This window comes from Glutamicibacter sp. 363, assembly GCF_052379505.1.
Classification (GTDB): Bacteria; Actinomycetota; Actinomycetes; order Actinomycetales; family Micrococcaceae; genus Glutamicibacter.
The window spans coordinates 46,264-72,302 of record NZ_JBQSYR010000019.1 but is presented as its reverse complement, the minus strand read 5'-3'; the positions used below and the strand labels follow the sequence as shown (position 1 = coordinate 72,302).

Annotated in this window: 23 protein-coding genes and 1 riboswitch; of the genes, 15 read left to right on the top strand and 8 right to left on the bottom strand. The window is 63.3% G+C overall.

Annotated elements, in window-relative coordinates; genetic code table 11:
• Nucleotides 1–32: 32 nt before the first annotated feature.
• From ACT3UA_RS12875 to ACT3UA_RS12865, 3 genes are all read right to left on the bottom strand, one after another.
• The gene (locus tag ACT3UA_RS12875; protein ID WP_096283214.1) at nucleotides 33–1,487 is read right to left on the bottom strand and encodes a DHA2 family efflux MFS transporter permease subunit; all 1,455 of its coding nucleotides are present in this window, start codon (nucleotides 1,485–1,487) and stop codon (nucleotides 33–35) included.
• 60 nt (nucleotides 1,488–1,547) lie between these two features.
• A complete protein-coding gene (locus ACT3UA_RS12870; protein ID WP_096283215.1) occupies nucleotides 1,548–2,546 on the bottom strand; it encodes a PhzF family phenazine biosynthesis protein in 999 nt (332 codons plus the stop codon).
• Between the two features lie 89 nt (nucleotides 2,547–2,635).
• A complete protein-coding gene (locus ACT3UA_RS12865) occupies nucleotides 2,636–3,178 on the bottom strand; it encodes an AMIN-like domain-containing (lipo)protein (RefSeq protein WP_444616813.1) in 543 nt (180 codons plus the stop codon).
• A 203-nt stretch (nucleotides 3,179–3,381) separates the two neighbouring features.
• Between ACT3UA_RS12865 and ACT3UA_RS12860 the strand changes: the two genes are divergently transcribed.
• On the top strand, nucleotides 3,382–4,476 hold the full coding sequence (locus tag ACT3UA_RS12860) for a mechanosensitive ion channel family protein (protein ID WP_096283217.1): 1,095 nt from the start codon (nucleotides 3,382–3,384) through the stop codon (nucleotides 4,474–4,476).
• A gap of 13 nt (nucleotides 4,477–4,489) precedes the next feature.
• On the opposite strand, the gene ACT3UA_RS12855 is transcribed toward ACT3UA_RS12860, so the two are convergent.
• Nucleotides 4,490–5,125 carry a YqaJ viral recombinase family protein gene (locus tag ACT3UA_RS12855; RefSeq protein WP_255248321.1) on the bottom strand — a complete coding sequence of 212 codons (636 nt, stop codon included), beginning with the start codon at nucleotides 5,123–5,125 and terminating at the stop codon, nucleotides 4,490–4,492.
• A gap of 73 nt (nucleotides 5,126–5,198) precedes the next feature.
• Entirely contained in the window at nucleotides 5,199–5,459 is a 261-nt protein-coding gene (locus ACT3UA_RS12850; protein WP_096283219.1) for a glutaredoxin family protein, read from the bottom strand.
• 129 nt (nucleotides 5,460–5,588) lie between these two features.
• Between ACT3UA_RS12850 and ACT3UA_RS12845 the strand changes: the two genes are divergently transcribed.
• From ACT3UA_RS12845 to ACT3UA_RS12835, 3 genes are all read left to right on the top strand, one after another.
• Entirely contained in the window at nucleotides 5,589–6,317 is a 729-nt protein-coding gene (locus tag ACT3UA_RS12845; protein ID WP_444616810.1) for an ABC transporter ATP-binding protein, read from the top strand.
• Complete coding sequence (locus tag ACT3UA_RS12840; protein WP_444616808.1) at nucleotides 6,314–7,645, top strand: FtsX-like permease family protein; 1,332 nt, start codon at nucleotides 6,314–6,316, stop codon at nucleotides 7,643–7,645. The genes ACT3UA_RS12845 and ACT3UA_RS12840 overlap by 4 nt, the downstream gene beginning before the upstream one ends.
• Before the next feature lie 174 nt (nucleotides 7,646–7,819).
• Nucleotides 7,820–8,863 carry an ABC transporter substrate-binding protein gene (locus ACT3UA_RS12835; protein WP_096283222.1) on the top strand — a complete coding sequence of 348 codons (1,044 nt, stop codon included), beginning with the start codon at nucleotides 7,820–7,822 and terminating at the stop codon, nucleotides 8,861–8,863.
• 3 nt (nucleotides 8,864–8,866) lie between these two features.
• Here the strand turns inward: ACT3UA_RS12835 and ACT3UA_RS12830 are convergent, their stop codons facing one another.
• On the bottom strand, nucleotides 8,867–9,667 hold the full coding sequence (locus tag ACT3UA_RS12830) for an MBL fold metallo-hydrolase (protein WP_444616805.1): 801 nt from the start codon (nucleotides 9,665–9,667) through the stop codon (nucleotides 8,867–8,869).
• Nucleotides 9,668–9,687: 20 nt separating this feature from the next.
• Between ACT3UA_RS12830 and ACT3UA_RS12825 the strand changes: the two genes are divergently transcribed.
• Genes ACT3UA_RS12825 through ACT3UA_RS12815 form a run of 3 tightly spaced genes read left to right on the top strand, consistent with a single transcriptional unit; the run spans nucleotide 9,688 to nucleotide 13,664 of the window.
• The gene (locus ACT3UA_RS12825; protein WP_444616803.1) at nucleotides 9,688–10,731 is read left to right on the top strand and encodes a FecCD family ABC transporter permease; all 1,044 of its coding nucleotides are present in this window, start codon (nucleotides 9,688–9,690) and stop codon (nucleotides 10,729–10,731) included.
• Nucleotides 10,731–11,756 carry a FecCD family ABC transporter permease gene (locus tag ACT3UA_RS12820; RefSeq protein WP_096283225.1) on the top strand — a complete coding sequence of 342 codons (1,026 nt, stop codon included), beginning with the start codon at nucleotides 10,731–10,733 and terminating at the stop codon, nucleotides 11,754–11,756. Before ACT3UA_RS12825 ends, ACT3UA_RS12820 begins: the two co-directional genes overlap by 1 nt.
• A gap of 3 nt (nucleotides 11,757–11,759) precedes the next feature.
• Nucleotides 11,760–13,664, top strand: a complete 1,905-nt coding sequence (locus ACT3UA_RS12815; protein ID WP_444616801.1) for an SIP domain-containing protein — start codon at nucleotides 11,760–11,762, stop codon at nucleotides 13,662–13,664.
• Nucleotides 13,665–13,749: 85 nt separating this feature from the next.
• Here ACT3UA_RS12815 and ACT3UA_RS12810 read toward each other — a convergent pair whose 3' ends face one another.
• A complete protein-coding gene (locus ACT3UA_RS12810) occupies nucleotides 13,750–14,199 on the bottom strand; it encodes a MarR family winged helix-turn-helix transcriptional regulator (RefSeq protein ID WP_444616799.1) in 450 nt (149 codons plus the stop codon).
• A 105-nt stretch (nucleotides 14,200–14,304) separates the two neighbouring features.
• Between ACT3UA_RS12810 and ACT3UA_RS12805 the strand changes: the two genes are divergently transcribed.
• The gene (locus ACT3UA_RS12805; protein ID WP_444616797.1) at nucleotides 14,305–16,137 is read left to right on the top strand and encodes an ABC transporter ATP-binding protein; all 1,833 of its coding nucleotides are present in this window, start codon (nucleotides 14,305–14,307) and stop codon (nucleotides 16,135–16,137) included.
• Here ACT3UA_RS12805 and ACT3UA_RS12800 read toward each other — a convergent pair.
• Nucleotides 16,134–16,622, bottom strand: coding sequence for a MarR family winged helix-turn-helix transcriptional regulator (locus ACT3UA_RS12800; protein WP_096283228.1), 489 nt, complete (start codon nucleotides 16,620–16,622; stop codon nucleotides 16,134–16,136). The genes ACT3UA_RS12805 and ACT3UA_RS12800 overlap by 4 nt on opposite strands.
• A 151-nt stretch (nucleotides 16,623–16,773) precedes the next feature.
• On the opposite strand from ACT3UA_RS12800, the gene ACT3UA_RS12795 reads away from it, so the two are divergent.
• The 7 genes from ACT3UA_RS12795 to gcvT all read left to right on the top strand — a co-directional run bounded on the left by ACT3UA_RS12795 (nucleotide 16,774) and on the right by gcvT (nucleotide 25,997).
• Nucleotides 16,774–17,349, top strand: coding sequence for an NADPH-dependent FMN reductase (locus ACT3UA_RS12795; protein ID WP_444616794.1), 576 nt, complete (start codon nucleotides 16,774–16,776; stop codon nucleotides 17,347–17,349).
• Nucleotides 17,350–17,491: 142 nt separating this feature from the next.
• The gene (locus tag ACT3UA_RS12790; protein WP_105570301.1) at nucleotides 17,492–18,601 is read left to right on the top strand and encodes a glutathione S-transferase family protein; all 1,110 of its coding nucleotides are present in this window, start codon (nucleotides 17,492–17,494) and stop codon (nucleotides 18,599–18,601) included.
• 160 nt (nucleotides 18,602–18,761) lie between these two features.
• A complete protein-coding gene (locus tag ACT3UA_RS12785) occupies nucleotides 18,762–19,658 on the top strand; it encodes an RNase H family protein (RefSeq protein WP_096283231.1) in 897 nt (298 codons plus the stop codon).
• A gap of 58 nt (nucleotides 19,659–19,716) precedes the next feature.
• Nucleotides 19,717–20,865 (top strand): serine hydrolase domain-containing protein, encoded by a 1,149-nt coding sequence (locus ACT3UA_RS12780; protein WP_096283232.1) that lies wholly within the window; start codon nucleotides 19,717–19,719, stop codon nucleotides 20,863–20,865.
• Nucleotides 20,862–21,653 carry an SGNH/GDSL hydrolase family protein gene (locus ACT3UA_RS12775; RefSeq protein ID WP_096283233.1) on the top strand — a complete coding sequence of 264 codons (792 nt, stop codon included), beginning with the start codon at nucleotides 20,862–20,864 and terminating at the stop codon, nucleotides 21,651–21,653. The genes ACT3UA_RS12780 and ACT3UA_RS12775 overlap by 4 nt, the downstream gene beginning before the upstream one ends.
• A gap of 97 nt (nucleotides 21,654–21,750) precedes the next feature.
• Nucleotides 21,751–21,848, top strand: a riboswitch (glycine riboswitch).
• Between the two features lie 165 nt (nucleotides 21,849–22,013).
• Nucleotides 22,014–24,860, top strand: a complete 2,847-nt coding sequence (gcvP, locus tag ACT3UA_RS12770; RefSeq protein WP_444616790.1) for an aminomethyl-transferring glycine dehydrogenase — start codon at nucleotides 22,014–22,016, stop codon at nucleotides 24,858–24,860.
• Nucleotides 24,861–24,869: 9 nt separating this feature from the next.
• Entirely contained in the window at nucleotides 24,870–25,997 is a 1,128-nt protein-coding gene (gene gcvT / locus ACT3UA_RS12765; RefSeq protein ID WP_444616788.1) for a glycine cleavage system aminomethyltransferase GcvT, read from the top strand.
• Nucleotides 25,998–26,039 lie beyond the last annotated feature (42 nt).

Below are 26,039 nucleotides of genomic sequence, written 5' to 3'. Positions count from 1 at the left end.
GGAGTCGCACCTGTTTTTATTGCCTTGGATGGCTAGCCGGCCGGTTTCTTTTCTGCGGAATTCAAGAACGCAACGACCAGGACCGCGGCGATGGCCACCAGGCCGGGCAGCATGAGGGCCTGGCCCAAGCCCACCGCGGTGGCCTCGTCTATCGCGTCGGCGCCCTGGGCCCGGACCTTGAGGATCTGTGCGGAAACGCGCGATTCCATCATCACGGCGATCAGCGCCGAACCGAGCACCGAGCCGATCTGCCGAGTGGTGTTATAAATGCCCGAACCGGCTCCGGCGTCGCGCGGGGTCAGATCCTTCGTCGCGGCCAGCGAAAGCGAGGGCCAGATCATCGCGGAGCCAAGGCCCTGCACGGTAGAAGGGACCAGCAAGGTCCACAGCGGTGTCTCGGCATGCATCATGAAGGCGTACACCACTGTCGCTCCACCGAGCAGTGCAAAACCGGGAACCGCAAGGGTGCGCGGATTGAGCCTATTAACCGTCTTGCCCAGCACCGGTGCGGCAAAGATCGCCACAATGGCCATCGGCGAGATCATCAAGGCCGACTGCGTGGGGGTCAAGCCTCGCACATTTTGCAAGAAGAACACCATCGGCAGGCTCATGGTCGCGATGCTCAGGCCCATGCAGCTAATGGCGAGATTCGCCAACGAGAAATTGCGAACGGCGAACAGGCGCAGCGGAACCAGAGGTTCCTTGGCCGTTTTCGATTGCCACCAGATGAAGACGCCAAAGAGGACTATGCCCAGAGAGATCAGATGCCAGGAGGATAGCGGGCCGATAAACGGTTCCCAATTCGTCGCCTCGCCCTCCTGGATGCCAAAGACCAGCGCAAACATGGCAACCGCCGAAAGCAGCACTCCGACCCAATCGAAGGAGTGCGCCTGCGGTGCCAAGCGGGGCACGAATTTCAGCAGCATGATGAAGCTGAGGACCGCAATGGGCAGGTTGATGAAGAAGATCCATTGCCAGCCGATGGAATCCACCAGCAGCCCGCCGGCAATCGGGCCGACCAAGGTGGCGATACCGGCCACCGCGCCCCATAAGCCCATCGCAGCTCCGCGGTGCTGGTACGGGAAGAGCCTGGTAATCAGCGTCATTGCCTGGGGTGAGATCAGTGCCGCGCCCAGGCCCTGGACCGCTCGTGCAAAGGTCAGCGAGGCCAGTGAGGTAGACAGCCCGCACCAGAGGGAGGCGAGCGCGAAAACCAGCAACCCGATCAGGTAGATATTGCGCGGACCAAAACGGTCACCCAGACGGCCGGTGATCAGCAGCGGCACCGCGAAGGTCAGCAGATAGGCACTGTTGATCCACAAGATCCCCGAGATGTCTGCATCCAGGGATTCCATGATCGCGGGCATGGCCGTGGACACGATGGTGGTGTCCAACAGGATCATGAAAAAACCAATGACCAGAGCCCAGAGGGCGCTCCATGCGGTTTTTCGATCAAAGTCTGCTTCGGGGCTCACAATTTTTGGCACTGACCAAGAATAATGCTTGCAGGGTGAAACTAAAATAGCGCGGTGGGCTCGGCCCCGGAATCAGTCGAAGCTCACAGTGCCATCGATGCGGGTGGTCACATCGCCACTGACCCAAACCCCGTATTCGGTCGCCTCGATATGCAAGATGGCTTCACGGCCCACACGCGTTCCCTGGCGCACCGTGTAGCGCTGCGGGGCAAGGCCGGATTTAGTCAGCCACACGCCAAACCCGGCATTGAGCGAACCGGTCGCCGGGTCCTCTTGGATGGCTTCGCCCGGAACGAAGGCCCGAACCTCGAAGTCTGCCGGAGGCTGCAGCACCACCGAGCCGAAGCGCTCCTCCGAACGCGTCTGATCGGAGTAGTCCAGGGGACGCAATTCTTCGCGGGTTCCGGAGATCCGCGGCAGCACGGTGGCGTGAGGCTGCCAGACGCCCTGGGCCACGCTTGACGCGGTATACGGGCCAATGACTCCAAGCTCCAAGCCGTCCAAGGCTGCGTAATCCGGTTCGATCCCCAGCACCAGGTCGGCGTCGCGCAACACCAGCCCCGCATGGTGGGGGCCGTTGACCAGCCACTGGTGCGCGATGACGTCTTCTGCGTTGATCCCCAGCCCGGAGATCGCCCACTGCAGCACGTCAGCTTCCAGCGGACCGCTGCGCGTCAGCGGGGGAGCGAGGAAGGCGAGGCGGCGTGCATGGTCTGCGCCGGCCTCGCGCTCGATCCGCACCTGGATCAGCCCTGCATCGCATTGCTGGATCAGATGCCCGTTCGGGCTGGCCTCACCGCCCGCCTCGATCCAGGCGTGCGCGGCCCCAAGAGTTGGGTGGCCGGCAAAGGGCAGTTCGGTGGTCGGGGTGAAAATGCGAATCGCGTAGTCGGCTTCGGCGTTGCTGGGGGAAACGAAGAAGACGGTCTCGGAAAGATTCAGCCACTGGGCAAAGCGCTGCATCTGCTCGGAGTCCAATTGATCTGCCTCAAAGACAACGCCGAGCCCATTGCCATTGAAAGCAGTGGGGGCAAAAACGTCAACCTGCTGATAAGCAAATGTGCGATACATATAAGCATCGTGGCACATTATTCAGCAGGTTGACACGGTGTTACGCGCTTGCACCCGTCATGACGGCAGGCTCATAGCGCGGGCACAGGTTAGTACCAATAGTGGGCTACATCGATCACCAATCGCGATCCCTGATCCGTGCCGGAGAGGACGAAGGCCCTCATGGGCAGGCGTGCCCGCGTGGAGATTCCGACCTTGGTTTGGCCTTCAAAACTTCCCAGCCAAACTTGCTGGCGGAAGGTCTGATAGTTCAGCGTCTTGACGGTGGCGCCCGGGTTGTAGCTCGGGCTGGCCCCGGCCTTCAACAGAATTTCCAGTCGAGCTCCGCCTGTGGTGCTCACTTCCTGCCCCGAGCCAATACCGGTCAGCGCGCTGACGTATTTCACCGAGTAGCCGGCCGGAGTACCGCTGAGGTCCAGGACCATCCGGTCAAAGCAGGTGTGGCGTCCGGTACGGATATTCGTCATCGACGACGTAGTTGAGCTGGTTGAGGTTTTGGCCAAAGAACCCCAATATACGGTTTCGCAAGCGATCGCTGGGCTAGCGGCCGGGGCGGCTGCCGCCACGGGAGCCACCGAGAGCATCGTTGCTGCAGTGAGCGCTGTGAGTAATCCGAGTTTGGTGCGGCGCATGTGGACCACCGGCTTTCTATCGATTGCGCCCTGGAGCCCGGTTCGAGCCCTTGAGACTACTAAAGCCCCGTCGCCAACCAGGTGCAATAGCCCGCAGCGAACTGGAATTCATCTGGTGCGCTTCCGTAATGCGTGCGGGCTCTGCGGGGTTTACCCAAGGTGTCGCACAGCCTTCGGCTAGGGTCTTGTGACATGCTTGAAGGATGTTGCCAAGCCCATCCGCACCAATCGATGACACTGTCGACGAAGTAATTGAAGTTTCCCGCTTCCTACCCGAATCGTTGCAATTTCTGGTGGTTGTCGCCGTTGGATTAACCATTGCCGCGATCCTCGCCTTCGTGATCAGCGGGCTGACCCACCGCATTTTCCAACGCACCGGGCTCGGGGAGATCAACGTCAAGGGCGCGCGGATTCCGATCTTCGGCACCTTCGCTTCGATCATCCTCAAAACCTCGATCCTTGCCTTCCAGCGGGAAGCCGCGGGCTACAAGTTCTGGCAGTTTGCGCTGCTGATCTGCCTGGTCTTCTTCCTCACCTGGCTGATTATTGTGCTGGTGAAGATCGTCGAAGAGGTAGTGCTGGCAAGAATCCGAAGCCGCTTCGGCCCGGGCCGCCGGCTGGCCAAGGTGCAGACCCAGGTGGGACTGCTGCGCCGCGTGCTGATAGCGGTTTTGTGCATCATCGCGGTAGCCGCCGTGCTGCTGACAATCGAGCAGGTCAGGGCGTTGGGCGCAGGTATTCTTGCCTCAGCCGGCCTGGCCTCGGTGGTTGTCGGCCTGGCCGTGCAGTCCTCGCTGGCCAACGTGTTCGCCGGGCTGCAGATTGCCTTTACCGATTCGGTCCGCGTGGATGACATCGTGGTGGTGGAAGCCGAACGCGGCACGGTAGAGGAAATCACGCTGACCTATGTGGTGGTGCTCCTGATCGACGGTCGCCGCATGATCCTGCCCTCGACCTACTTCACCACCACGCCATTTGAGAACTGGTCGCGGCGCAGCACCGAAATCGACGGAAATATCACCCTGCAACTGAAGCTCAACGCACCGATCGAATACCTCCGTACCCGCACCACCGAATTGCTTGAATCCTCGGATTGGTGGGACGGACGAACTAACAGCCTGCTTGTGACCGATACCTACGGCGGGTTGCAAACGGTGACCATTTATTTATCTTCCAGGGACCCGGGGGACCTGTGGAACCTGCGCAATATGCTGCGCGAGAAGCTCTTGAGCGAGCTGGTGCAGGGCTACCCGGAATGCCTGCCGGATCCGCGCACCATGCAAAACCCGAATATGTAGTGCGGGCGCCGGCTCAGAGGCGCAGCGCCGCCGGGCCGTAGTCGAGGTACTGCTGCTCGCGGGAGGTCGACTCGCGCAAGGCCTGGATGAGCAGTTCGGCCTTGTCGATGAGGTCCTGGATCATCGAATCGTCGCGTTCGATCCAGATGAACTCGGGGACGGCCTGCACCGGGACGAAGTTATGGTGCTGTTCCCAGACGAATAAGGTCCGCTGCGCGCCGATGACATGCTGCTGCCAGAGCACCTGGCGCAGGTAGTTCTTCGGAATCTTCTTAAACGGCTTATTGGTGGTCTTGATTTCGGCGAGCACCGGAGAACCGTCCTCGTCGAATCCCAAGCCGTCGGGGGTTGCCAGGTGCAGCCGGGAATGCTGCGCATGGAAAAGCTGGGAGGACGGGAAGATGTTGAAGTTCTCCTGCACCCAGGCGGCGATCACCGGTTCGCGGCGCCGTCCGTGATCGGTGTAGGTATTTCCGGAGAACCCCGAGCCATAGAGCTTGTCCCAGGCCGCGTTGCGGATGGACTTCTCCGTGGAGAGCTTCGCGACGTCGGTGGCGGTGATGCCCTGTGCCCGTGCCCGCAACCATTCGATGCGGTTGGTGGAATCTGCCAACACTCGTTGGAGGCATTCATGGTCAATCCGAGGCACGCTAGTCACCTGATCCATTGTTCCCCATAAAGGGCCCGAACCGGTGCAGCATCGCTGGCGACGGTGCGTGAGCCTAGTCGCTGACGTGGGCGATGGCCGCTAATAATTGCTGCAGCGTTGGGGTGTCGTTGCCCCGGAACTTCTCTTCGCCGTTGGCGAGCAAACGGATCACGGGTGTTGAAGTCACACCCATTTCCTGGCCGCGGGCGACCTGTTCGACCACATCGATTTCTTCGACGGCCAGCTGCGGAAGCAGTTTCGCGGCGCGCAGGACTACCTGCCGGGTCCGCACGCACGGGGCGCAGAAAGGCTGGGTATACAGTTCAAGCTTCATCGCCTTCGAGCCTACTGCGAAATGGCCCCGAACGCGGTGAGCTGGCTCCTACCGCGGGATGAGATCGCCCACCAAGAACTCCATCGGCGCTCCGAGGCGCCCAGCGGGCGGACTTGGGAACATTGGAATATGCTTCAGAACTCGAGGGTTTCCAACCTACTTATTTCGGCCAGAGGGCTCACCCGCAGCTATGGCACCACGCACGCGCTGGACGGCATCGATGTTGCCCTGGAACTCGGGACCGCGGTGGCCATTATGGGCCCCTCGGGTTCGGGGAAGTCCACTTTGCTCCATGCTCTGGCCGGCATCGAATTGCCGGACTCAGGCACGGTGACACTCAACCTTCCCGGCCAGGGGCCAATACAGGTCGAGCAGCTCAAGGACGCCGCGCGCACCAAGCTGCGCCGCGAGGCGTTCGGATTCGTCTTCCAGTCGGGCCTGCTGATTCCCGAGCTCACGGCCGAGGAAAACGTGGCCATGGCCCTGATGATCAATGGCGTGCCACGCGGCGCAGCAATCGCGCGCGCCGTGGACGCCTTGCAGCAATTGGGTCTGGCCGGAATGGAGCAGCGCCGCATCGGCCAGCTCTCCGGCGGCCAATCCCAGCGTGTGGCGATCGCCCGCGCCCAGGTCACCGGGGCCAGCGTGGTCTTTGCCGACGAGCCGACCGGTGCCCTGGATTCGGTCACCGGCACCGAGGTGCTGGACACCTTGCTGCGCTGCACCGTCGGGGCAGGGAAGACCCTGGTGATGGTCACCCATGACCGGCAGGTGGCCGCGCGCTGCGATCGCGTGCTGACGCTGCACGATGGAAAGATCACCGCAGATGATGCGCTGGTTGAAGGGAACCGCTCATGAATATCCTGCATATGGCGTGGCTGCTGGGGCGGCCCACCAGCGCCAGCCGCACCCCGCAGCTGCTCACCGCAGGTGCCTATACGATGGTCAGCGCCATGGTGCTCATCGTGCTCGGCGGAGCCTGGTCCTTCACCAAGCTGGACGGCGATGCGCAAAGCTTCTATGTGCCACTGGCGGCGTTCGCCTTGGTGCTGCTGATCGTTCCCTTGCTCGTGCTGGGTTCCTCGGCCGCCAAGCTTTCGGCGCGGGCCCAGGACCGGGCCTTGTCCTCCCTGCGACTGCTGGGGGCCACCGGATTCCAGGTGCGCGCCGTGGCGGTCATCCAGGCGGCGGTGACCGCGCTGGTCGGCGCCCTGGCCGGAGTGCTGCTGTATCTTGCGCTGGCTCCGGCCGTGGCGCGGGTCCCCTTCCAGGGCCAAGCCATCGGCACGGGGATCTTCCTGCCGGCCGGTGCCGCGGCCTTGGCGGTATTGGCCGTGGTGCTGCTTTCGGTGCTCAGCGCGCTGGCCGGACTGCGCAAGCTGGTGATCACCCCGCTCGCCGTGGCGACCCGGCGCGTGGCCCCGGTGCCTAGCTGGCTGCGCGCGGTCATTGCGGTCGGAAGCATCGTGGTGCTGTATACGCTGTTCAGCAACGTGGGGTTGCTGCCGGTTGGCCTGGGCGTGCTGATCGCGGTCATCATCGGCGGATTCGCGCTGGGCTTGCTGGCGCTGAACCTCATTGGGCCGTGGCTGGTGGCCAAGGTGGGCACCTCGAAGCTGAAGACGGCCACCAGCGCCGAGCAGCTGCTGGCGGCCCGGATGATCCTGGAATCTCCGGTGGCCGCCTGGCGCCAGGTCTCCGGGGTGGCCATGGCCTCCTTCGTGGCGGTGATCGGCGGAACCGGGGCGGCCATGTTCGACTTCGGGGATGCCCAGAGGACCGGTACCTGGGAAGACTATCTCGGCACGGATGTGCTCACCGGCGTGCTGGTGACGCTCGGCCTGGCCCTGATTTGCGTCGCGATCTCGGCGGCCATCAGCCAGTGCGCAGGGACCTTGGACCGCGAAGAGCTGTATTCCGGGCTGAGCAAGCTGGGGATGGACCTGGGGGTGATCAACGCGGCCCGGGTGAAAAGCCTGATGATTCCGGCACTCACCGTGGCGATCGGCTTCACGGTGGCATCCGTGGTGCTGGTGCTGCCTTTTGCCTCGCTGGCGCTGCTGATGAAACCGCTGACCGTGGGCACGGTGCTGGCGGTGCTGGCGGCCGGGCTGCTGATGATCAGGATGTCGCTTAATATTGCAGATCCTCGCCGGTTGTTGCTGGCGGCTTCGCATCGTGACTAATGAACCGGGGAAATATTAGGTGCCGCTAAAGCGATTCCGCGCAAAGAGACGTGGATTACATGTCCTTCGTGTTGCGTATTGAATCGCAATCAGCGTAATGTTGCATGCGGTTCGCATAGGCTAACCTAAGTAACCGCTATCTCATGACAACTCGCTACGTCTGGATTATGACCCATGAACATTTCGCGCCGTGCTGGCCTGCTGGCAGCATCCTCCGCAATTCTGGCACTCGGCCTCAGCGCCTGTGGCTCAGCTTCTTCTTCGGAACCCACCGCCTCGGCGACCGCGGAGGCGAGCTACGCTCCGGTGAGCATTGAGCACATCTACGGCGAAACCGAGATCACCAAGAAGCCAACCAAGGTAGCAACCATTTCATGGGTCAACGCGGACGCGCTGCTGGCGCTGGGCACCGTTCCGGTGGGCATGGATATCGATGCTTACGGGCAGAACGACAACAACTCGACCGATTGGAAGGACGCGAAGCTTGAAGAGCTGGGCGCTTCCATCGGCTCGGAAAAGGCTCCGACCCAGTACGACATCGCGGACGGGGTGAACTTCGACGAGATTGCCCGCTCCAAGCCAGACGTGATCTTCGCGGCCTACTCGGGACTGACCCAGGAGCAATACGACAAGCTCTCCAAGATCGCCCCCACCGTGGGACCGCTGAAGGCCAACTACCTCACCAGCTGGCAGGACACCACCGAAGCGGCCGGCGACCTGCTGGGCAAGAGCGAGCAAGCCGAGAAGCTGGTCTCGGATCTGGAAGGCGAACTGTCGGCGCAGGCGGACAAGTTCCCTGCGCTGAAAGACGCGACATTCGCTTCGATCGATCTCTCCAGTCCGAAGACCATGTATGTCTACGCCACGGGGGACAACCGCCCGCGTTTCCTGACCTCCTTGGGCATGAAGCAGGCCGAGATCGTCACCGAGAACACCCCCAAGGACGCGTTCTTCTTCGAGTGGTCCCCGGAGCGCGCCAACGAATTGGAGGCAGACGTTGTCTTTGCCTCGGCGCTCGCCGGGGACGACATCGACGACGTGGTCAAGAGCAACAAGCTCTACGGCCAGCTTCCTGCGGCAGCTACCGATGCGGTAGCGATCCTCGGTGATGATCAGGCAGTTCTCTCGGTTTCGGCGGCCTCCCCGCTGTCCATCGAATGGGCAATCGACAACGTGGTGCCCACCATCGCCAAGGCCGCAGAGAACGCGGCCAAGTAAGCCTTAAGAATTCATCGCCAAGTAGTGCAATTGCGCTTCCAGGGAACTGCTAGCCGCGCCAGCCAGACGCGGATCCAGGTCGGGGTAGACAAGATCCAGCAACTCCGCTGGTTCGGCGTCTGCCCCGGCCTTGCCGAGTTTCACCAGGGCGCCGCGCACTTGCTCCAGACGAGACTCGCGGTGCTCCCGGTAGGCGTTCAGCAATTTATGCGAGCCAGTATGCTGCTCGCCATGGGCCGGATGCAGCGGCATGTCCGCCAAGGCCGAAAGCCGCGCCAAGGAGTCCAGGTAGTCGGCCAGCGTTCCATCGGGATGCTCAAGAATAGTGGTTCCGCGGCCGAGCACGGTATCTCCGGTGAACAACGCACCTTGCTGGCCTTCACGGACAAAGCACACCGAGTCCGAGGTGTGGCCCGGGGTGAAGAGCACGCGCAGGGTGGTTGCGCAGTATTCGAGCCGCTCGCCATCGCTCAAGGGTTCGGCGTTGCGGCAGAATTCGGCGAGCCGGGCCCGCACCGGTGCTCCGGTCAGCTCATGGAGCAGCGGGATTCCGCCGGAATGATCCCCATGCCGGTGCGTCAACAAAATCATTTGGACATCAAAGGCCGCCAGCGCGTGCAGATGCGCTGGCATGTCGGGACCCGGATCCAGCACGAGGACTTCGGTGTCGTGGCTCAGCTCGGTGGTCTGCGGGTCGAAGAGCAGATAGGTATTTGTCCCCTCCAAGGTCATTTCCGAGGGGTTGTCCGCGCGCAGCACGGCAATACCGGGGGACAAAACGGTGGGAAAAGCAAGATGTTCCATGACAACGAGTGTAGGAAGCAATGACGGCCACCGAAAGTACCAAGCGCAGCAGCGCGCCGAAGATGAAGCTGGGGCGTAAGATTGCCGCCTGCCTGGGCCTGCTGGCCGTGCTGGGGATTGCGGTGATCGCCTCGCTGATTTTTGGGGCGCGACCGGTTCCGCTGGCGACCCTCGCGGATTCTTTGGCAAACTTCGATGACGGCATCTCGGACCATGTGGTCGTGCACTCGCGCATCGCCCGGACGGTGGGCGGAATTGTTGTTGGCGCGGCGCTTGGACTCTCCGGCGCCGCCATGCAGGGGTTGACCCGCAACCCGCTGGCGGACTCGGGAATCCTCGGGCTGAACGCCGGCGCGGCGCTAGCGGTCGTAACGGGGATCGCCTTCTTTGGAATGACCTCCCTGACCGGCACCATGATCGCCGCCTTCCTCGGTGCCGCGGTGGTGATGGCCCTGGTCTATGTGGTGGCCAGCGTGGGTCGCGAGGGCGCCACCCCGATCAAGCTGGCCCTGTCCGGCGCGGCCCTCTCGGTGGGTTTCACCGCGGTGACCAGCGCGGTGCTGATGGTTTCGACCCTGGCCCTGGACGAGTTCCGCTTCTGGCAAATCGGCACGCTGGCGGCCCGGGGCGTGGAGACCTATCTGCTGGTCATCCCGGTTGTTGCCGCCGGTGCGTTGATCGTGCTGGGCACCGCGCGGGTCTCCAACGCGGTGGCCATGGGCGACGATTCGGCGACCGCGCTGGGCTTCCGGCTGGGACGGGCGCGAGTCCTCGGGTCGGTGGGCATCGTCTTGCTGGTGGGAACCGCCACCGCGGTGGCCGGGCCCATTGCCTTTGTCGGGCTGATGATTCCGCACGCGGTGCGGCTGCTGGTCGGGTCGGACTACCGGTGGCTGATGCCGGCGAGCCTCATCGCCGGGCCGATCCTGCTGCTGGTCGCTGACACCTTGGGGCGGGTGATCAATCCGCCGGGAGAAATCCAGGTCGGGGTGATGTGCGCAATTCTTGGAGCGCCGCTATTCATTATCATGATGCGCAGCGGCATGAAGTCGGTGACCCTGTAATGGCACCAGTACAAAGCGTGCTGCCCGCCCGGCGCAAGCAACGAGTGCTCTCCAGCGTGCTCTGGCTGCTCCTGGCTTTCGCCGCAGCCTCCGTAGCCTATATTTTCTGGGGCCGGGACAGGCTGCCGGCCGAAGAGATCTTCGCGGTCTTTTCCGGTGAAACGGTGCCCGGAACCAGCTTCATCCTGCTGGAGGACCGGTTGCCGCGCATTGCGGTGGGTGCCCTCGCCGGGGCCGGGCTGGGAATTTCCGGTTCGCTCTTCCAACGCTGGCTTGCCAATCCGCTGGCGAGCCCGGACGTGATCGGGGTGGGCTACGGGGCGGCCGCTGGCGCCATCGTGGCGCTGATCTACTTCGGCACCACCGGCTGGCAGCTGAATGCCGCCGCGCTGGCCGGCGGCCTGGCCGTGGCGGCTCTGATCTACTGGCTGTCGGCTTCGGGCAAGCGCACCGGTTCCCGGCTCATCCTGGCCGGTCTGGCCATCGGTGCGATGCTGCAGGCAATCATCCAGTACCTGCTCACCCAGGCCCAGCTGAACACCGCCGGAGACGCGATGCGCTGGCTGACCGGGTCGCTCGCGCCGAGCACCTGGGAACGTGCCACGATCCTGCTGGTATCCCTGGGAATCCTGGCGCTCTGCTTGCTTCCGGTGGTGGTGCGGCAGCTGAAGCTGCTGGAACTCGGAGACGATGCGGCCGCGGCGCTGGGCCTGAACGTTTCCAGGGCGCGGATCTTGCTGGTGTTCGTGGCCGTGGCATTTGGCGCCATCCCCATTGCGGTCACCGGGCCGCTGGCCTTTGTCGCGTTTCTCGCCGGCCCGATCACCGCCGCGCTGACTCGCGGGGCAATGAATATCTGGCTCGCCGGGCTGACCGGAGCGGTCATTGTGGTCGTTGCAAACTTTTTCGCCGCAAATCTGTTTTCGGATTTGTCGCTGCCGGTGGGCGTCATCACCGGTGCATTCGGCGCACCATTCCTGATCTGGGTGCTGGTGCGTTCCAACTCAACAGGAAGCGGGGGATAACCCATGGCCCAACTCCAGGCAACCGATCTGACTCTGGCCTATGACAAGGTCACTATCGTGGACGAGCTGTCCCTGGATATCCCCACCGGGCAGGTGAGCATCGTTGTCGGGGCCAACGGCTGCGGCAAGTCCACCCTGCTGCGGGCGCTGTCGCGTCTGATGCGCCCGGCCGGTGGCCAGGTGCTGCTCGACGGGCAGGACATCCACACGCGCCCGGCCAAGGAGGTAGCCCGGACGCTCGGGCTGCTTCCGCAGTCGCCCACCGCGCCGGACGGAATTACCGCCCGCGAGCTCATCAGCCGCGGCCGCTACCCGCATCAGGGGCTGTTCAAGCGCTTCGGCCCCGAAGATGAGGCGGCGGTGAACCGCGCCCTGGACCTGACCGGCACCATGGAGCTGGCGGACCGCGCGGTGGACGAGCTCTCCGGCGGACAGCGCCAACGCGTGTGGATCGCCATGGCCCTGGCCCAGGAGACCGAGCTGCTGCTGCTCGATGAACCCACCACCTTCCTGGACGTAGCCCACCAGCTCGAAGTGCTGGACGTGATCAGCGAGCTGAACCGCACCCGGGGAATCACCGTGGTGATTGTGCTCCATGACCTGAACCTCGCCGCGCGCTATGCCGATCACCTCGTGGCCCTGCGCGGGGGAAAGATCTACGCCGCCGGCCACCCCAACGACGTGGTGACCGAGCGCACCGTCAAGGACGTGTTCGGCATGCCCAGCCGGGTGATCCCGGACCCGGTAGCCGGCACCCCGCTGGTGCTGCCCATCGGCCGCCACCGCGTGCTGCGCACCGAAAACGTGCTGGCCGCACAGGGGATCGTGCGCTCCGCGGAGAGTGCCCGGGCCCCTAAGCCGGCGGCGCAACCGCCGAAGCCTGCGGCCCCCGAACCGGAGGCCGCGCAGGAGACGCGGATGCGTCCGGGCTCCGAGCATCTGGCAACCCTGGCCTACCAGTGCACCGTATTGCGCACCCAGGATCTGGCGCCTTCCTTCCGGAGGATCACCATCGGCGGCGCCGACCTGGCGCACTTCGGAACGAACAGCCACCCGCTGGATATGCGGATCAAGCTGCTGCTGCCGCCTGCCGGAGGTTCGGCATTGACCCCGCAGATCGCGGCGCTGCGTCCACGGGCCCTATCCAGCCCGGCGGACCAGGAAGGCTGGTACCGCCGCTGGCTGTCGATCGACCCGGCGACGCGCGGATATATGCGCACCTACACGGTGCGCGCCTTCCGGGAGATGGGGCACCGCGACAACCTCGGGGATACCGCCGAACTGGATATCGACTTTGTGATGCATGGCGAGGTTGTCGATGGCCGCCTGCGCGGCGGCCCGGCGACCGAATTCGCCGATCGGGCGCAGATCGGCGACGAACTGCTGCTGCTGGGTCCGAACCGGGCGTTGAGCGATGAAACCTACGGGGGAATCGAATTCCGTCCGGGCGGCGCCGGCCGCGTGGTGCTGGCCGGGGATGAGACCGCGGCCCCGGCCATCTGCGCGATTCTCGAGGCGCTGCCATCCAATGTGACCGGCCACGCCCTGATCGAGGTTCCGGAGACCACCGACATCCTGGGTGCCTCCACGCGCTCCGGAGTATCGGTGCAGTGGCTGACGCGTGGCACCAACGAGCATGGGGTGCTGCTTGCGGCGGCGGTACGCGATGTGGTGGCCATTCCGGCGGCCGGCGCGGTGCATACCGATGCGGATCCCGAGGACATCGACGTGGATGCGCAGATCCTGTGGGAAACCGGAGCCGCGCAATCCGCACCGTTCTATGCCTGGATTGCCGGCGAGGCGGGCATGGTCAAGGACCTGCGCCGCTACTTGGTGCGCGAGGCAGGCATTGACCGAAAGCAGGTGGCCTTCATGGGGTACTGGCGTCGCGGGAAGACCGAAAACTAGGCGAAGAAGTTAAAGATGAGGGCGGTTTCCCCGCCGACTTTTGTCCGGTGGGAAACCGCCCTCTTTCATGCTCAATGACCGTGTCTTAGCACCGCGGACTGCCTGCAGCATCTGCAACGAGCAGGCTCAGTATCCGGGTGAGCTCGCTGCGGTCCTGCTCGCCGAGGGGCGCGAAGAATTCCTCGTGGCTCTGCTTGCGTTCGGTATGCAGAATTTTCAACAGCTCGCTGCCCTGTGCGGTCAGCGTGATCAAGCTGGCGCGGCGATCGGCGGGATCCGCAGTGCGTGTGGCCAGCTCCTTGGCGACCAGCTGATCGATGACCTCGGTGGTGGAGCGCGGGGCAATGTGCAGCCTTTCGGCCAGTTGCGAGTTGCGCATACCCTCGGTTCCTTCGCGTCCCAGCAACATCAGCGTTCGCACTTGATGCGGGGTGATGCCGTAGGGCGTGAGGGCATGGCGCCACTTGCCGCGAAGCAAACGCGAACTGCGGTTGAACAGGTCGACCAAGTCAGGGCCGGACTCTTGGGTAGGCATGGTTAAAGAATAGGGTGTTCTTCCCGACAAACTCAAGATGGAACCACATAGTGAGGTAACCTCTGTTATTCTGGGTTGTGAACACAGAGATAAATGGAGGTGCTCATGATTCCAATGGGAATGGGTGGCCCCGGCGGCGGTGGGCGCCCGGGTGATGCAAAACAGGACAAGGAATGGCTGGCGGAGCATCCGGTCTCGCTGCAGCGGGTGGCTGGGCTTTTCCGCCCGCATCTGAAAACCGTCATCGTGGTGATCTTGCTGATCGTCGCCTCGTCGCTGATCGGGCTGGCGCAGCCATTTATCGTTCGTGAACTCATCGACGTGGCTATTCCCGAGCAGAACGTCAAGCTCTTGCTGGCGCTGGCCGGCGGGCTGGTCCTCATTGCCTTGCTCAACGCGGTGCTCGGCGTGATTCAAACGTGGCGAGCGACCCTGATGGGCCAGAAGGTGATGCATGGATTGCGCACCGGGCTGTTCGCTCACCTGCAGAAGCAGTCCCTGGCCTTTTTCACCAATTCCCGCTCCGGGGAGGTGCAATCCCGGCTGACCAACGACGTCGGCCAGATGCAGTCGGTGATCACCAACTCGGCGACTTCGATCGCCTCCAACCTGACCACCGTGGTGGCCACCGCTTGCGCGATGGTCGCCATTTCCTGGAAGCTGAGCCTGATCTCGCTGGTGGTCCTGCCTCCGGCCATCATCCTGGCCAGGCAAACCGCCAGGCTGCGGCGCAAGATCACCGGAGCGCGGCAGCGGGAAATGTCCACGCTCACCTCGATTATCGAAGAACGTTTGAGCATCTCCGGGGTACGCCTGGCCAAGGTGATGGGTACCGGCACGCTTGACGCGGAGCAGTTCACCGAATCCAGTTCGAAGCTCATCGATCTGGAGATGCGTAGCGCTTTGGCCGGTCGTTGGCGCATGGCCGCGATGTCGATCATCTTTGCCGCGGTGCCAGCGGTTCTCTACATCGTGGCCGGTCTTCCGGTCACCGGGGATGGCATGAGCATCGGCACCTTGGTGGCCTTTACCGGACTGCAGGCAGGGATCTTCCGCCCGGTGCTGGGGCTGATGAGCATCTCCATCCAGTGGGTCTCGGCGATGGCACTATTCAGCCGGGTCTTTGAATACCTCGATGCCGATCAGGCGCTCCCGGTCCCGCATAACCCGCGCCAGCTCGTGGCCAGCGAGGTGCGCGGAGAACTGGAGCTCAAGGATGTGAGCTTCCGCTATCCCGGGGCGCGCACCGACACCTTGCGGGAGCTCAACCTCAAGCTAGCGGCCGGTACCGTCACTGCCATTGTGGGCGCCACCGGTTCGGGCAAATCAACGCTGGGCTCGCTGCTGCCGCGGCTCTTGGATCCGAGCTCTGGCAGTGTCACCTTGGACGGCGTAGATCTTCGCGAGGTGAAGCCACAAGAGATCGCCGCGGTGGTCTCCGTGGTGGCGCAGGAAAGCTATCTGCTCCATACCAGTGTGCGCGAGAACCTGCTCTGGGCCGCGCCGCACGCCAGCGAGGGGCAATTGTGGCAAGCCTTGGAGGCGGCGCAGATTGCGGAGCTGATTCGCGGGTTGCCCGAAGGGCTGGATACCCGCGTCGGTCAACGCGGCCACCGTTTCTCCGGCGGCGAACAGCAGCGGCTCGCGATCGCACGCACCATGCTGCGCAGCCCGAAGCTCCTCGTCCTGGACGAGGCAACCAGTGCCCTCGATACGGTGACCGAGGCGCTGGTGCAGCAGGCCCTGGATCGATTGTCTTTCGGGCGCACCACGCTGCTGATTGCGCATCGGCTGAGCACGGTGTTGCGCGCAGATCAGATCGTGGTGCTCGACGAGGGGCGGATAGCCGAGTCCGGGACCTTTGAACAGCTGGTGAAGCTCGACGGGAAATTTGCCCGCCTAGTGCGCAATAGCGAGTTCGCCCAGCAGCCCGGCTAGTCGCAGAGCGGCGTGGTTGGTGCGTGCGGTGCGATTGCGGCTAAAATTTTAGGCAACGCAGTCTCCAGGGCGGCATGCTCCGCTGGCGTGAGCGAATCGAACAGCGTTTGGCGAATGAACTCAACGTGCTTCGGAGCCGCTTCGCGAATCACCTGCCAGCCGAGTTCGGACAACCCGATCTGGTGGCCGCGGCGATCCGAGGCATCTGAGCAACGGGTAATCAGCGACTTGGCCTCCATGCGGCGCAATAGGTGCGAGAGCCGGGAGCGGTCCCAGCGCAGCTCCTCGGCCATCTCGGCGGGGCGAAGGGAAGACTCTTCGGCCTCGGATAGTACCGCGAGGACCGAGTATTCTCCGGACTGCATGGCGGAGTCCTGGGTGAGCTGACGATCCATGGCGCTGGGGAACTGCCAGAGGAACTCGCGAATGGTCCGCCAGAGGTCTTGCTCGCGGTCGTTGAGCCAGCGGGTATTTTCGGTTCCCATGTTTTCTATTCTCCTGAAGCGTTAAGTGCTGCGGGGCAGGCCAGCAAAGTTGTTGACACATCAATTATCTCGTGTAATGTTGTTTTTAGCAAGAGTTGATGACGCGTCAACCATAATGGTTGGGCGTACCGCCACGTAAGGAAGTAGAAACATGCTGAAGATCGCCATCATTACCGGTTCCACCCGCCCAGGACGCAATAACGCCGCAGTGGCGCAGTGGGTGCTGGAGCAGGCGCAGGCGCGCAACGACGCAAGCTACGAACTGGTGGATATCGCCGACTTCAACCTGCCGCTGCTGGACGAGGCCTTCCCGGCCGCGTACCAGAACTACCAGAACGAAGCCACGAAGAACTGGTCGGCTATGATCGCCGAATTCGACGGCTACGTCTTCATCACTCCCGAATACAACCACTCGATCGCACCGGCCCTGGCTAACGCACTGTCCTACCTGAACGCGGAATTCTCCAACAAGGCAGCCGGAATTGTCGGCTACGGCTCGGCCATGGGAGCGCGTGCGGTGGAGCACCTGCGCGGCATCCTTTCCGAACTGCAGCTGGCCCACGTGCAGAAGACCGGCATGTTCTCGCTGTTCACCGACTTCGAAAACTTCTCCGTATTCAAGCCGACCGAACAGTCCGCCGCCTCCGTCCAGCCGATGTTCGACCAGCTGATTTCCTGGACGACCGCCATGAACACCGTGCGCGCCGGCGACATGGCCAACGCCTAAATTTTCATCAAGAGAACTGCGCGAAGCCGGCAAACAAACTTTTCGCAGTTCTGCGCAATTGACTACTTTTTTACCAGCCCAGCGGGTTAACCTGAGAGCTAAGAGCCTCAGAGGAACTACGCCAGATGCTTTAAGGGGAGAAATGACCAAAGAATTTTCGACCAAGGGTGCCTACGTCACCGGAGGCGAGTTCAGCCGGGATACCAACTACATCCAGGACCGCATCGTGGCGGACCCGCGCCCCGAAGCTTTTGCCGCTGGCGTGCCCAATAGCTCGATCGGCCACCCGCAGGCCGGGCTCGGCGACGGTGCGCAGCTGTGGCCGGTGGAAGCCGGGCGCTACCGCCTCGTGGCCGCACGCGCCTGCCCCTGGGCCAACCGCACGCTGATTGTGCGCCGCCTCCTCGGCCTGGAAGACGCGATATCGGTCGGCTTGCCCGGCCCAACCCATGACTCGCGCAGCTGGACCTTCGACCTGGACGCGGGCGGCAAGGATCCGGTGCTGGGTACCGAGCGTGTGCAGGAAAACTATTTCAAGCGATTCGCGGACTACCCGCGCGGCATCACCGTCCCGGCAATCGTGGATATTCCCACCGGTGCAGTGGTGACCAACGACTACCCGCAAATCACCTGGGACATGTCGACGCAATGGAAGGAATTCCACCGCGAAGGCGCGCCGAATCTGCTGCCCGAAGATCAGCTTGAACAGATGCTGCCCCTGATCAAGCGCATCTTCACCGAGGTGAATAACGGCGTCTACCGCGCCGGATTCGCCGGCGACCAGCAGGCCTACAACGATGCCTATGACCGGCTCTTTGACGCGCTGGACTATCTCGAAGAGCGGCTGGCAACCCGCCGCTTCCTCATGGGCGACCACATCACCGAGGCCGATGTGCGCCTGTTCACCACGCTGGCCCGCTTCGACCCGGTCTACCACGGTCACTTCAAGACCAACCGCAACAAGCTGATCGACATGCCTAACTTGTGGGGCTACGCCCGCGACCTGTTCCAGACCCCAGGGTTTGGCGATACCACCGACTTTGAGCAGATCAAGGCGCACTACTACGTGGTTCACGAAGACATCAACCCCACCGGGATCGTGCCGAAGGGGCCGGAGCTGAGCAACTGGCTCGAAGCCCACGGGCGCGAAGAGCTGGCGGATTCCGGACCGTTCCTCGACGGTACCGCACCGGGCGAGGTGCGCGCCGAAGAGCGTGTGGCCGCGGGGCATAACCCGATGTATCCGGCCTGAATGAATCGAAGGCAAACCCGCTGAACCGACGCATCGAGAGGTCCTGGCAATGTCCCGGCGAGAACTCACGGAGTTTTCACCGGGTCATTGCCCGTTAAAAAACGAACATGGCACACCTGGTCATCTGCACTTGTGGGGTGGACATGGCAGGATTATTCATATGACGATCATTGCGGCAGCTGACGGTTCTGCACTCGGTAACCCTGGACCTGCCGGTTGGGCCTGGTATATCGACCACGAAAACTGGGGAGCCGGGGGCTGGGACCACGGAACCAACAACATGGGCGAGCTTCAAGCGGTGCTCGAGCTCTTCCGCGCCACGGCCAAAGAACCCGAAACCGAACTGAAAATCCTGTGCGATTCCCAGTACGCCATCAACTGCATCACCAAGTGGATGCCGGGATGGAAGAAAAAGGGCTGGAAGAAGTCCGACGGCAAGCCGGTGCTCAACCAGGACATTCTGCGAGAACTAGACGCGGTGATCGTTGGACGCAAATACACCTTTGAATGGGTCAAGGGCCATGCCGGCCACGAACTCAACGAGGAAGCCGATGACCGGGCCCGAGCCGCCGCCACCGCATATCAAAGCGGGAAGGACCCGGACGCCGGGCCCGGCTATACCGGCTCCTCGGGCACGATTGCTGGCAACGAACCGGGCCAAGCCCCGCCTCCGGTGGCTGAGGCCGCCGCCGAACCAGCCGTGGACGTGGCAAGCACCGTCTTCGAATTGGAGCAGGGTCTGCTCGACGCGCAGGTGCGCGCGAACTTCACCGAGGTCAGCGATTTTCTGCACCCGAGCTACCAGGAAGTCTGCCGTGACGGTTCGCTGCTGGATGTCTCCACCGTGCGCTCGATCCTCGACGCCGGCGGTGCGCTTCCGGCCACCGGTCCGGTGCAGCTGCTCACCGCGCGTCCGCTGGATTCCAAGCTGGTGCTGATCGCCTACCGGATGAGCCCGGAAGGCTCGCAGGTTTTGGTCTGCTCCTCGTGGTGGCAGCAGACGGAGCGGGGCTGGAAATTGCGTTTCCGCCAGGAAACAGTCGAGAGCCACGCCTAGATTTTTGCCCTTTCGCACTAGTGTTAGTTGACAAGCAGCAAGCACTTTAAGGATTTTCATGGATTCGGTCATTACAGAAGATTTCGCGCCCCTCGCCGAAGCGCTTGACGCCCGAGCGGCGGAAGAAGAGGGCTATTCGGCCCAGCTCGCGATTTATCACCGCGGGCAGCTGGTGCTCAGCCACGCGGTCGGCGATCATCTCGCCGGCGACGCGGTGACCTGCGTCTTCTCCTGCACCAAGGGCCTGGGGGCGCTGGTCATCGCGATGCTGATTCAGGACGGCTTGCTCGATCCGGCCAAGCCGATCGGAACCTACTGGCCCGAATTCGCCAGCGGCGGCAAGCAGCGCCTGACCCTGGGCGAAGTGCTCAGCCACCAAGCCGGCGTGCTCGGCGTCCCCGGGGGAGTTCCAAGCGAGGTTCTGCTCAACTCGGCCGAATACGCCAAGGTGCTGGCCTCGATGCCGAGCATCTGGCCGCAGGGACAGAATATCGTCGGCTACCACGCCATCACCATGGGCGTACTCATGGAAGAACTGGTACGCCGGGTCACCGGCCAGGAACTCAAAGAAGTCTACGAACAGCGCATCCGCAAGCCGCTGGGAGTCGACGCCTTCATCGGCCACGGCGCAGAACTCGAACCGCGCTACCGCGACGTGCTGCCCGCGCTGGATGAAGCACCTGCCTTCATGGACCCGTTCTCGCCGTCCGGGCTCTCGGTCAACTCCACCTCGGGCTTCGCCCTGGAATCCGGACCGGTGTACAACTGGCACGAACTGGCGAACTCGCCACAGGTCCGGCAGCTGGGTCCCGCCTCCATGGGCGCGGTGGCCAACGCCCAGGCGCTCGCCGGGATCTACGCCGCGTCCTTCGGCGCGGTGCCGGAGCTCGGCGCCACCGAGGGGCTGCTCAGCGCAGATACCTGGGCCGAGGTTTCCACCGAACTCGTCTACGGACCGGACCGCACCAACGGTCAGTTGCAGGCCTTCGCCGTCGGTTTCATGAAACCCACCGCGCGCAAGGACTACGGCTCGATCTTCGCCTATGGGCATGACGGGGCGAATTCGTCGCTGGCCTTCGCCGACCCGGCCTACCAGCTGGGCTTCGGCTACATCCCTTCGCGCAATGAAGGAGAAAAGGATATCTCGACCGGCGTGCGCCTGAGCCAGCTGGCCCGCCAGCTCATCTTGGCCAAGGGAGCGAAATGAAATTCCTTGCATTAGGGGATTCCTTCACCGAAGGTGTCGGAGATATCAGCATGGTGCGCCCTAACCGGGTGCGCGGTTGGGCCGACCGGGTGGCCGAGGTGCTGGGCACCCAGGGCGACTGGGAATACGCGAACCTTGCCATTCGCGGCAAGAAGATCTCCCAGGTCATCAACCAGCAGCTCGACGCCGGGCTGGCGTTGGAACCCGATCTGGTGACCATCTATGCAGGGGGCAACGACATTCTGCGCCCCAGCGCCGATCTGGACGCGCTCATGCGCGGTTATGACGGGATGGTCCGCCGATTTGCCGAGTCCGGCAGCACCGTGGTGCTGTTCACCGGGTTCGACACCGTGGATTCCCCGCTATTCAACAAGACCCGTCCGCGGACCGCCATCTACAACGAGAAGATCCGCGAAATCGCTGACACCCATGGTGCGCTGGTGGCCGACTACTGGCGCTGGCGGGAATTCTCGGACCTGCGCTATTGGGCGGGGGACCGGCTGCATATGAACGAATTCGGCCACGCGTTGATGGCGCGCAAGGTGCTCGAACTGCTCGGCAGGCACGGCATCGTTGAGCCCGAATGGGCCGGGCAGATCAATCTTCCGGGGTTGCCGCAGCTGCCGGTCAACTCCCGTGGCGAGAGATTACGCGAGGATATGGGCTGGGTGAAGGAGCATTTGGGACCCTGGATCAAGCGCCGGCTGACGGGCACGTCCTCGGGAGACTCCTTGCCAGCGAGATATCCCGCCTATGTAAAACTCGCTCAAGGCTCCAGTGCAAGTTAATTTGTGAATCTAACCGAGCCGCCGGTCTTGGATAGAAGCATGCGGTGCAGGTAAGATGGTGATGTGTTTTGGATCATCAGATCCACGGCACAGCCTTCGACGGATGGCGGGAGAGACCCGTTCACACCATGGATGGGCGCCGTAGGAGCAATTCCTCCCCAGGAAACTCTCAGGCCCCCGTACCGCCATCACGAGGCAACTCTGGAAAGAAACCGGCCCGTTCCGGTTCACCGAAGGTGCAAGCGCCCGGCTTTGTAGGTCGGATGCGTAAAACTCTCAGGTTATGCAACAGGGATGGGGAGGGACAGAGACCTTCCTTTGGCATGCGCCAAGACAGATCCCCCTGGAGATAACTGCACCATGACTATTACGCAGACCTCGGCATCAACGAGTAGCGAATTCGTGTCCCGCCACATTGGCCCACGTCCGGCCGATGCAAACCACATGCTCCAGACGCTGGGTTACTCCAGCCTCGACGAGCTGATCGACACCGCAGTTCCGGCCGACATCCGCCAGGGTGCGGCATTGGATCTTCCTGCTGCCCTGAGCGAAACCGAAGCGTTGGCTCACCTGCGCAACCTGGCATCCAAGAACGTGATGAAGACCCAGATGATCGGCCAGGGCTTCTACGACACCTTCACGCCAGCGGTGATTCGCCGCAACATCGTGGAAAACCCGGCCTGGTACACCGCCTACACCCCGTACCAGCCAGAAATCTCCCAGGGCCGCCTCGAAGCGCTGCTGAACTTCCAGACCATGGTCATGGACCTGACCGGCCTGCCCATCGCCAACGCCTCGATGCTCGATGAGTCCTCATCGGCGGCCGAAGCCGTGCTGATGATGCGCCGTTCGAATAAGAAGAAGGCCAGCGGCAAGACCGTGCTGGACTCGAACATCTTCCCGCAGACCATCAAGGTCATCGAAGGCCGCGCCGACGCGCTCGGCTTCGAAATCGAAGTTGTTGACCTCTCCCAGGGTCTGCCGGAAGGCGACATCTCGGGTATCGTGCTCCAGCAGCCGGGCAACGACGGCTCGATTGCCGACCACAAGCAGATCATCGCCGCCGCCAAGGACGCCGGCGCGATGGTCACTGTCATCGCCGACCTGCTCTCGCTGACCATGATCACCCCTCCCGGTGAACAGGGCGCGGATATCGCAGTGGGCAACACCCAGCGCTTCGGGGTGCCGCTGTTCTTCGGCGGACCGCACGCTGCCTACCTCGCCGTCGGCGCGGGCCTGCAGCGCTCGATGCCCGGGCGCCTGGTCGGTGTCTCCACCGATGACGCCGGCACCCCAGCCTACCGCCTGGCACTGCAGACTCGCGAGCAGCACATCCGCCGCGAGAAGGCCACCTCCAACATCTGCACCGCACAGGCGCTGCTGGCCATTTGCGCCTCGATGTATGGCGTCTACCACGGCCCGGCGGGCCTGAAGCAGATCGCGACCCGGGCGCACAACCACGCTCGCGTCATCGCCAGCTCGCTGGTTTCCGGCGGCTTCACCCTGGCGTCCGACTCCTTCTTCGACACCGTTGTGGTCAACGTCGAGAACGCGGAAGCGGTCATCGCCAAGGCGGCCGAAGCCGGCATCAACCTGCGCAAGGTTTCCGAAACCCAGGTGGGCATCTCCACCGATGAGGCAACCACCGCGGATATCGTGCGCACCCTGGCCGAGGTCTTCGGCGTTGAGCTGTCCGTACCGGAGGGCTTCGAGATCCCCGAGGCGCAGGTGCGCACCAGCGCCTACATGACCCACCCGATCTTCAACACCATCTCCTCCGAGACCCAGATGATGCGCTACCTGCGTCGCCTCTCGGACCGCGACCTGGCCTTGGACCGCACCATGATCCCACTGGGCTCATGCACCATGAAGCTGAACTCGGCCGCCGAGATGGAATCCATCACCTGGCCGGAGTTCGCCACGATCCACCCCTACGTTCCCGCCGAGCAGTCCATCGGCTGGCGCGAACTGATCACCGACCTCGAAGGCCGGTTGACCGCCATCACCGGTTACGCCGGCATCTCGATCCAGCCCAACGCCGGCTCGCAGGGCGAATACTCCGGGTTGCTTGCCATCTCCGGCTACCACGCCTCGCGCGGCGAATCCCAGCGCGACGTCTGCCTGATCCCGGCTTCGGCCCACGGCACCAACGCGGCTTCGGCCGTGCTGGCAGGGATGAAGGTCGTCGTGGTGAAGACCGCAGCGGACGGCACCATCGACGCAAACGACCTGGATGCCAAGATCGAGGCCAACAAGGACGTCCTGTCGGCCATCATGATCACCTACCCATCCACCCACGGGGTCTACGACGCCGACGTGCGCGAGGTCTGCGACAAGATCCACGCCGCGGGCGGCCAGGTCTACATCGACGGCGCGAACATGAACGCCCTGGTGGGCCTCGCGCAGCCGGGCCAGTTCGGCGGCGACGTCAGCCACCTGAACCTGCACAAGACCTTCTGCATCCCGCACGGCGGTGGCGGACCGGGTGTCGGCCCGGTCGCTGTCGCCGAGCACCTGGTGCCATTCCTGCCCGGCGACGCTTCGGGCAGCTACACCGAACGCGACGGTGTGCCGGTAGTGTCCACCGCTTTCGGCTCCGCCGGCGTGCTGCCGATCTCCTGGGCCTACATCGCGATGATGGGTGGCGACGGGCTGACCGAAGCAACCAAGACCGCGATCCTGAACGCAAACTACATTGCCAAGCGCCTGAACGAGTACTTCCCGATCCTGTTCACCGGCAACAAGTCCCTGGTGGCCCACGAGTGCATCCTGGACCTCCGCGAACTGACCGCGAAAACCGGTGTGACCGCAGAAGACGTGGCCAAGCGCCTGATCGACTTCGGATTCCACGCACCAACGCTGTCCTTCCCGGTCTCCGGCACCCTGATGGTGGAGCCAACCGAGTCCGAGGACCTGGCGGAAATCGAACGCTTCATCGAAGCGATGATCACCATCCACCAGGAAATGCAGGAAGTGCTGTCCGGGGTCTACACCATCGAAGAGTCGCCGCTGCGCAACGCACCGCACAGCGCCACCGCGCTGATCTCCAGCAATTGGGACCGCAAGTACAGCGTCGAGCAGGCCGCCTTCCCGGTAGCCAGCCTCAAGCGGGACAAGTACTTCCCGGCCACCGGGCGCATCGACGGCGCAGCCGGTGACCGAAACCTGATCTGCTCCTGCCCAGCTCCTGAAGCCTTCGAAGACTAGGACATCGCGATGACTGAGACAAGCACCGATATCAAGCACACCGCGCTGCACGGCAAGCATGCCGAGCTTGGCGCTTCGTTCACCGACTTCGGCGGCTGGGATATGCCGCTGAAGTATGGTTCGGAACTTGCCGAGCACAAGGCCGTGCGTTCCACCGCGGGCCTGTTCGACCTGTCCCACATGGGCGAGGTATGGCTCACCGGTCCCCAGGCCGGCGAGGCGTTGAACACCGCGCTGGCCGGCAACCTGTCCATCATGAAGGTCGGCAAGGCGAAGTACTCGCTGATCCTCAACGAAGCGGGCAAGATCCTTGACGACTTGATCGTCTACCGCCTCGGCGAAGAGCGCTTCCTGGTCGTGCCAAACGCCGGCAACGCGCCGGTTGTGGCGGCCGCACTGGCCGAGCGCGCAGCAGGTTTCGACGTCGTGGTGGATGACGCCTCGGCACGCACCTCGCTGATCGCTGTACAGGGCCCGAACGCCGAGGCGATCGTGGCATCGCTGGCGGCGGATGAGCAGACCGCAGCCGCGGTGCAGGAACTGAACTACTACGCGGCCATCGAAGTGGTTCTCGGCGGAATCGACGTGCTGCTGGCCCGCACCGGCTACACCGGCGAAGACGGCTTCGAGCTGATCATCGCCAACGAAGACGCCGCCGCCATCTGGGACAAGACCGTCGCAGCCGGCACCGGCCACGAACTGGTCCCTTGCGGGCTGGCTTCGCGTGACTCCCTGCGTCTGGAAGCCGGCATGCCGCTCTACGGCAACGAGCTTTCCGTCGAGCGCACCCCCTTCGATGCCGGCTTCGCACCGGTGGTGTCCTTCAAGAAGACCGAGAACTTTGTCGGTCGCGAAGCGCTGGAGGCACTGCGCGGACAGACACCGCCACGCAAGCTGGTGGGCCTGAAAGGTCTGGACAAGCGCGCCGGCCGAGGCGGGTACGCCATCGTCAAGGATGGAGCGACCATAGGTGAGATCACCTCCGGCCAGCCATCGCCGACCTTGGGCTACCCGGTAGCACTGGGCTACGTAGATGTTGCATTTAGTGAAGTGGGAACCGAGCTAGATGTCGACCTTCGTGGCAAGACATTGCCATTTGTGGTCGTAGAACTGCCGTTCTACACCCGAGCAAAGTAACGTTTAACCTAAGCGGGCGTTCGTAAGACGCCCACCATTTCC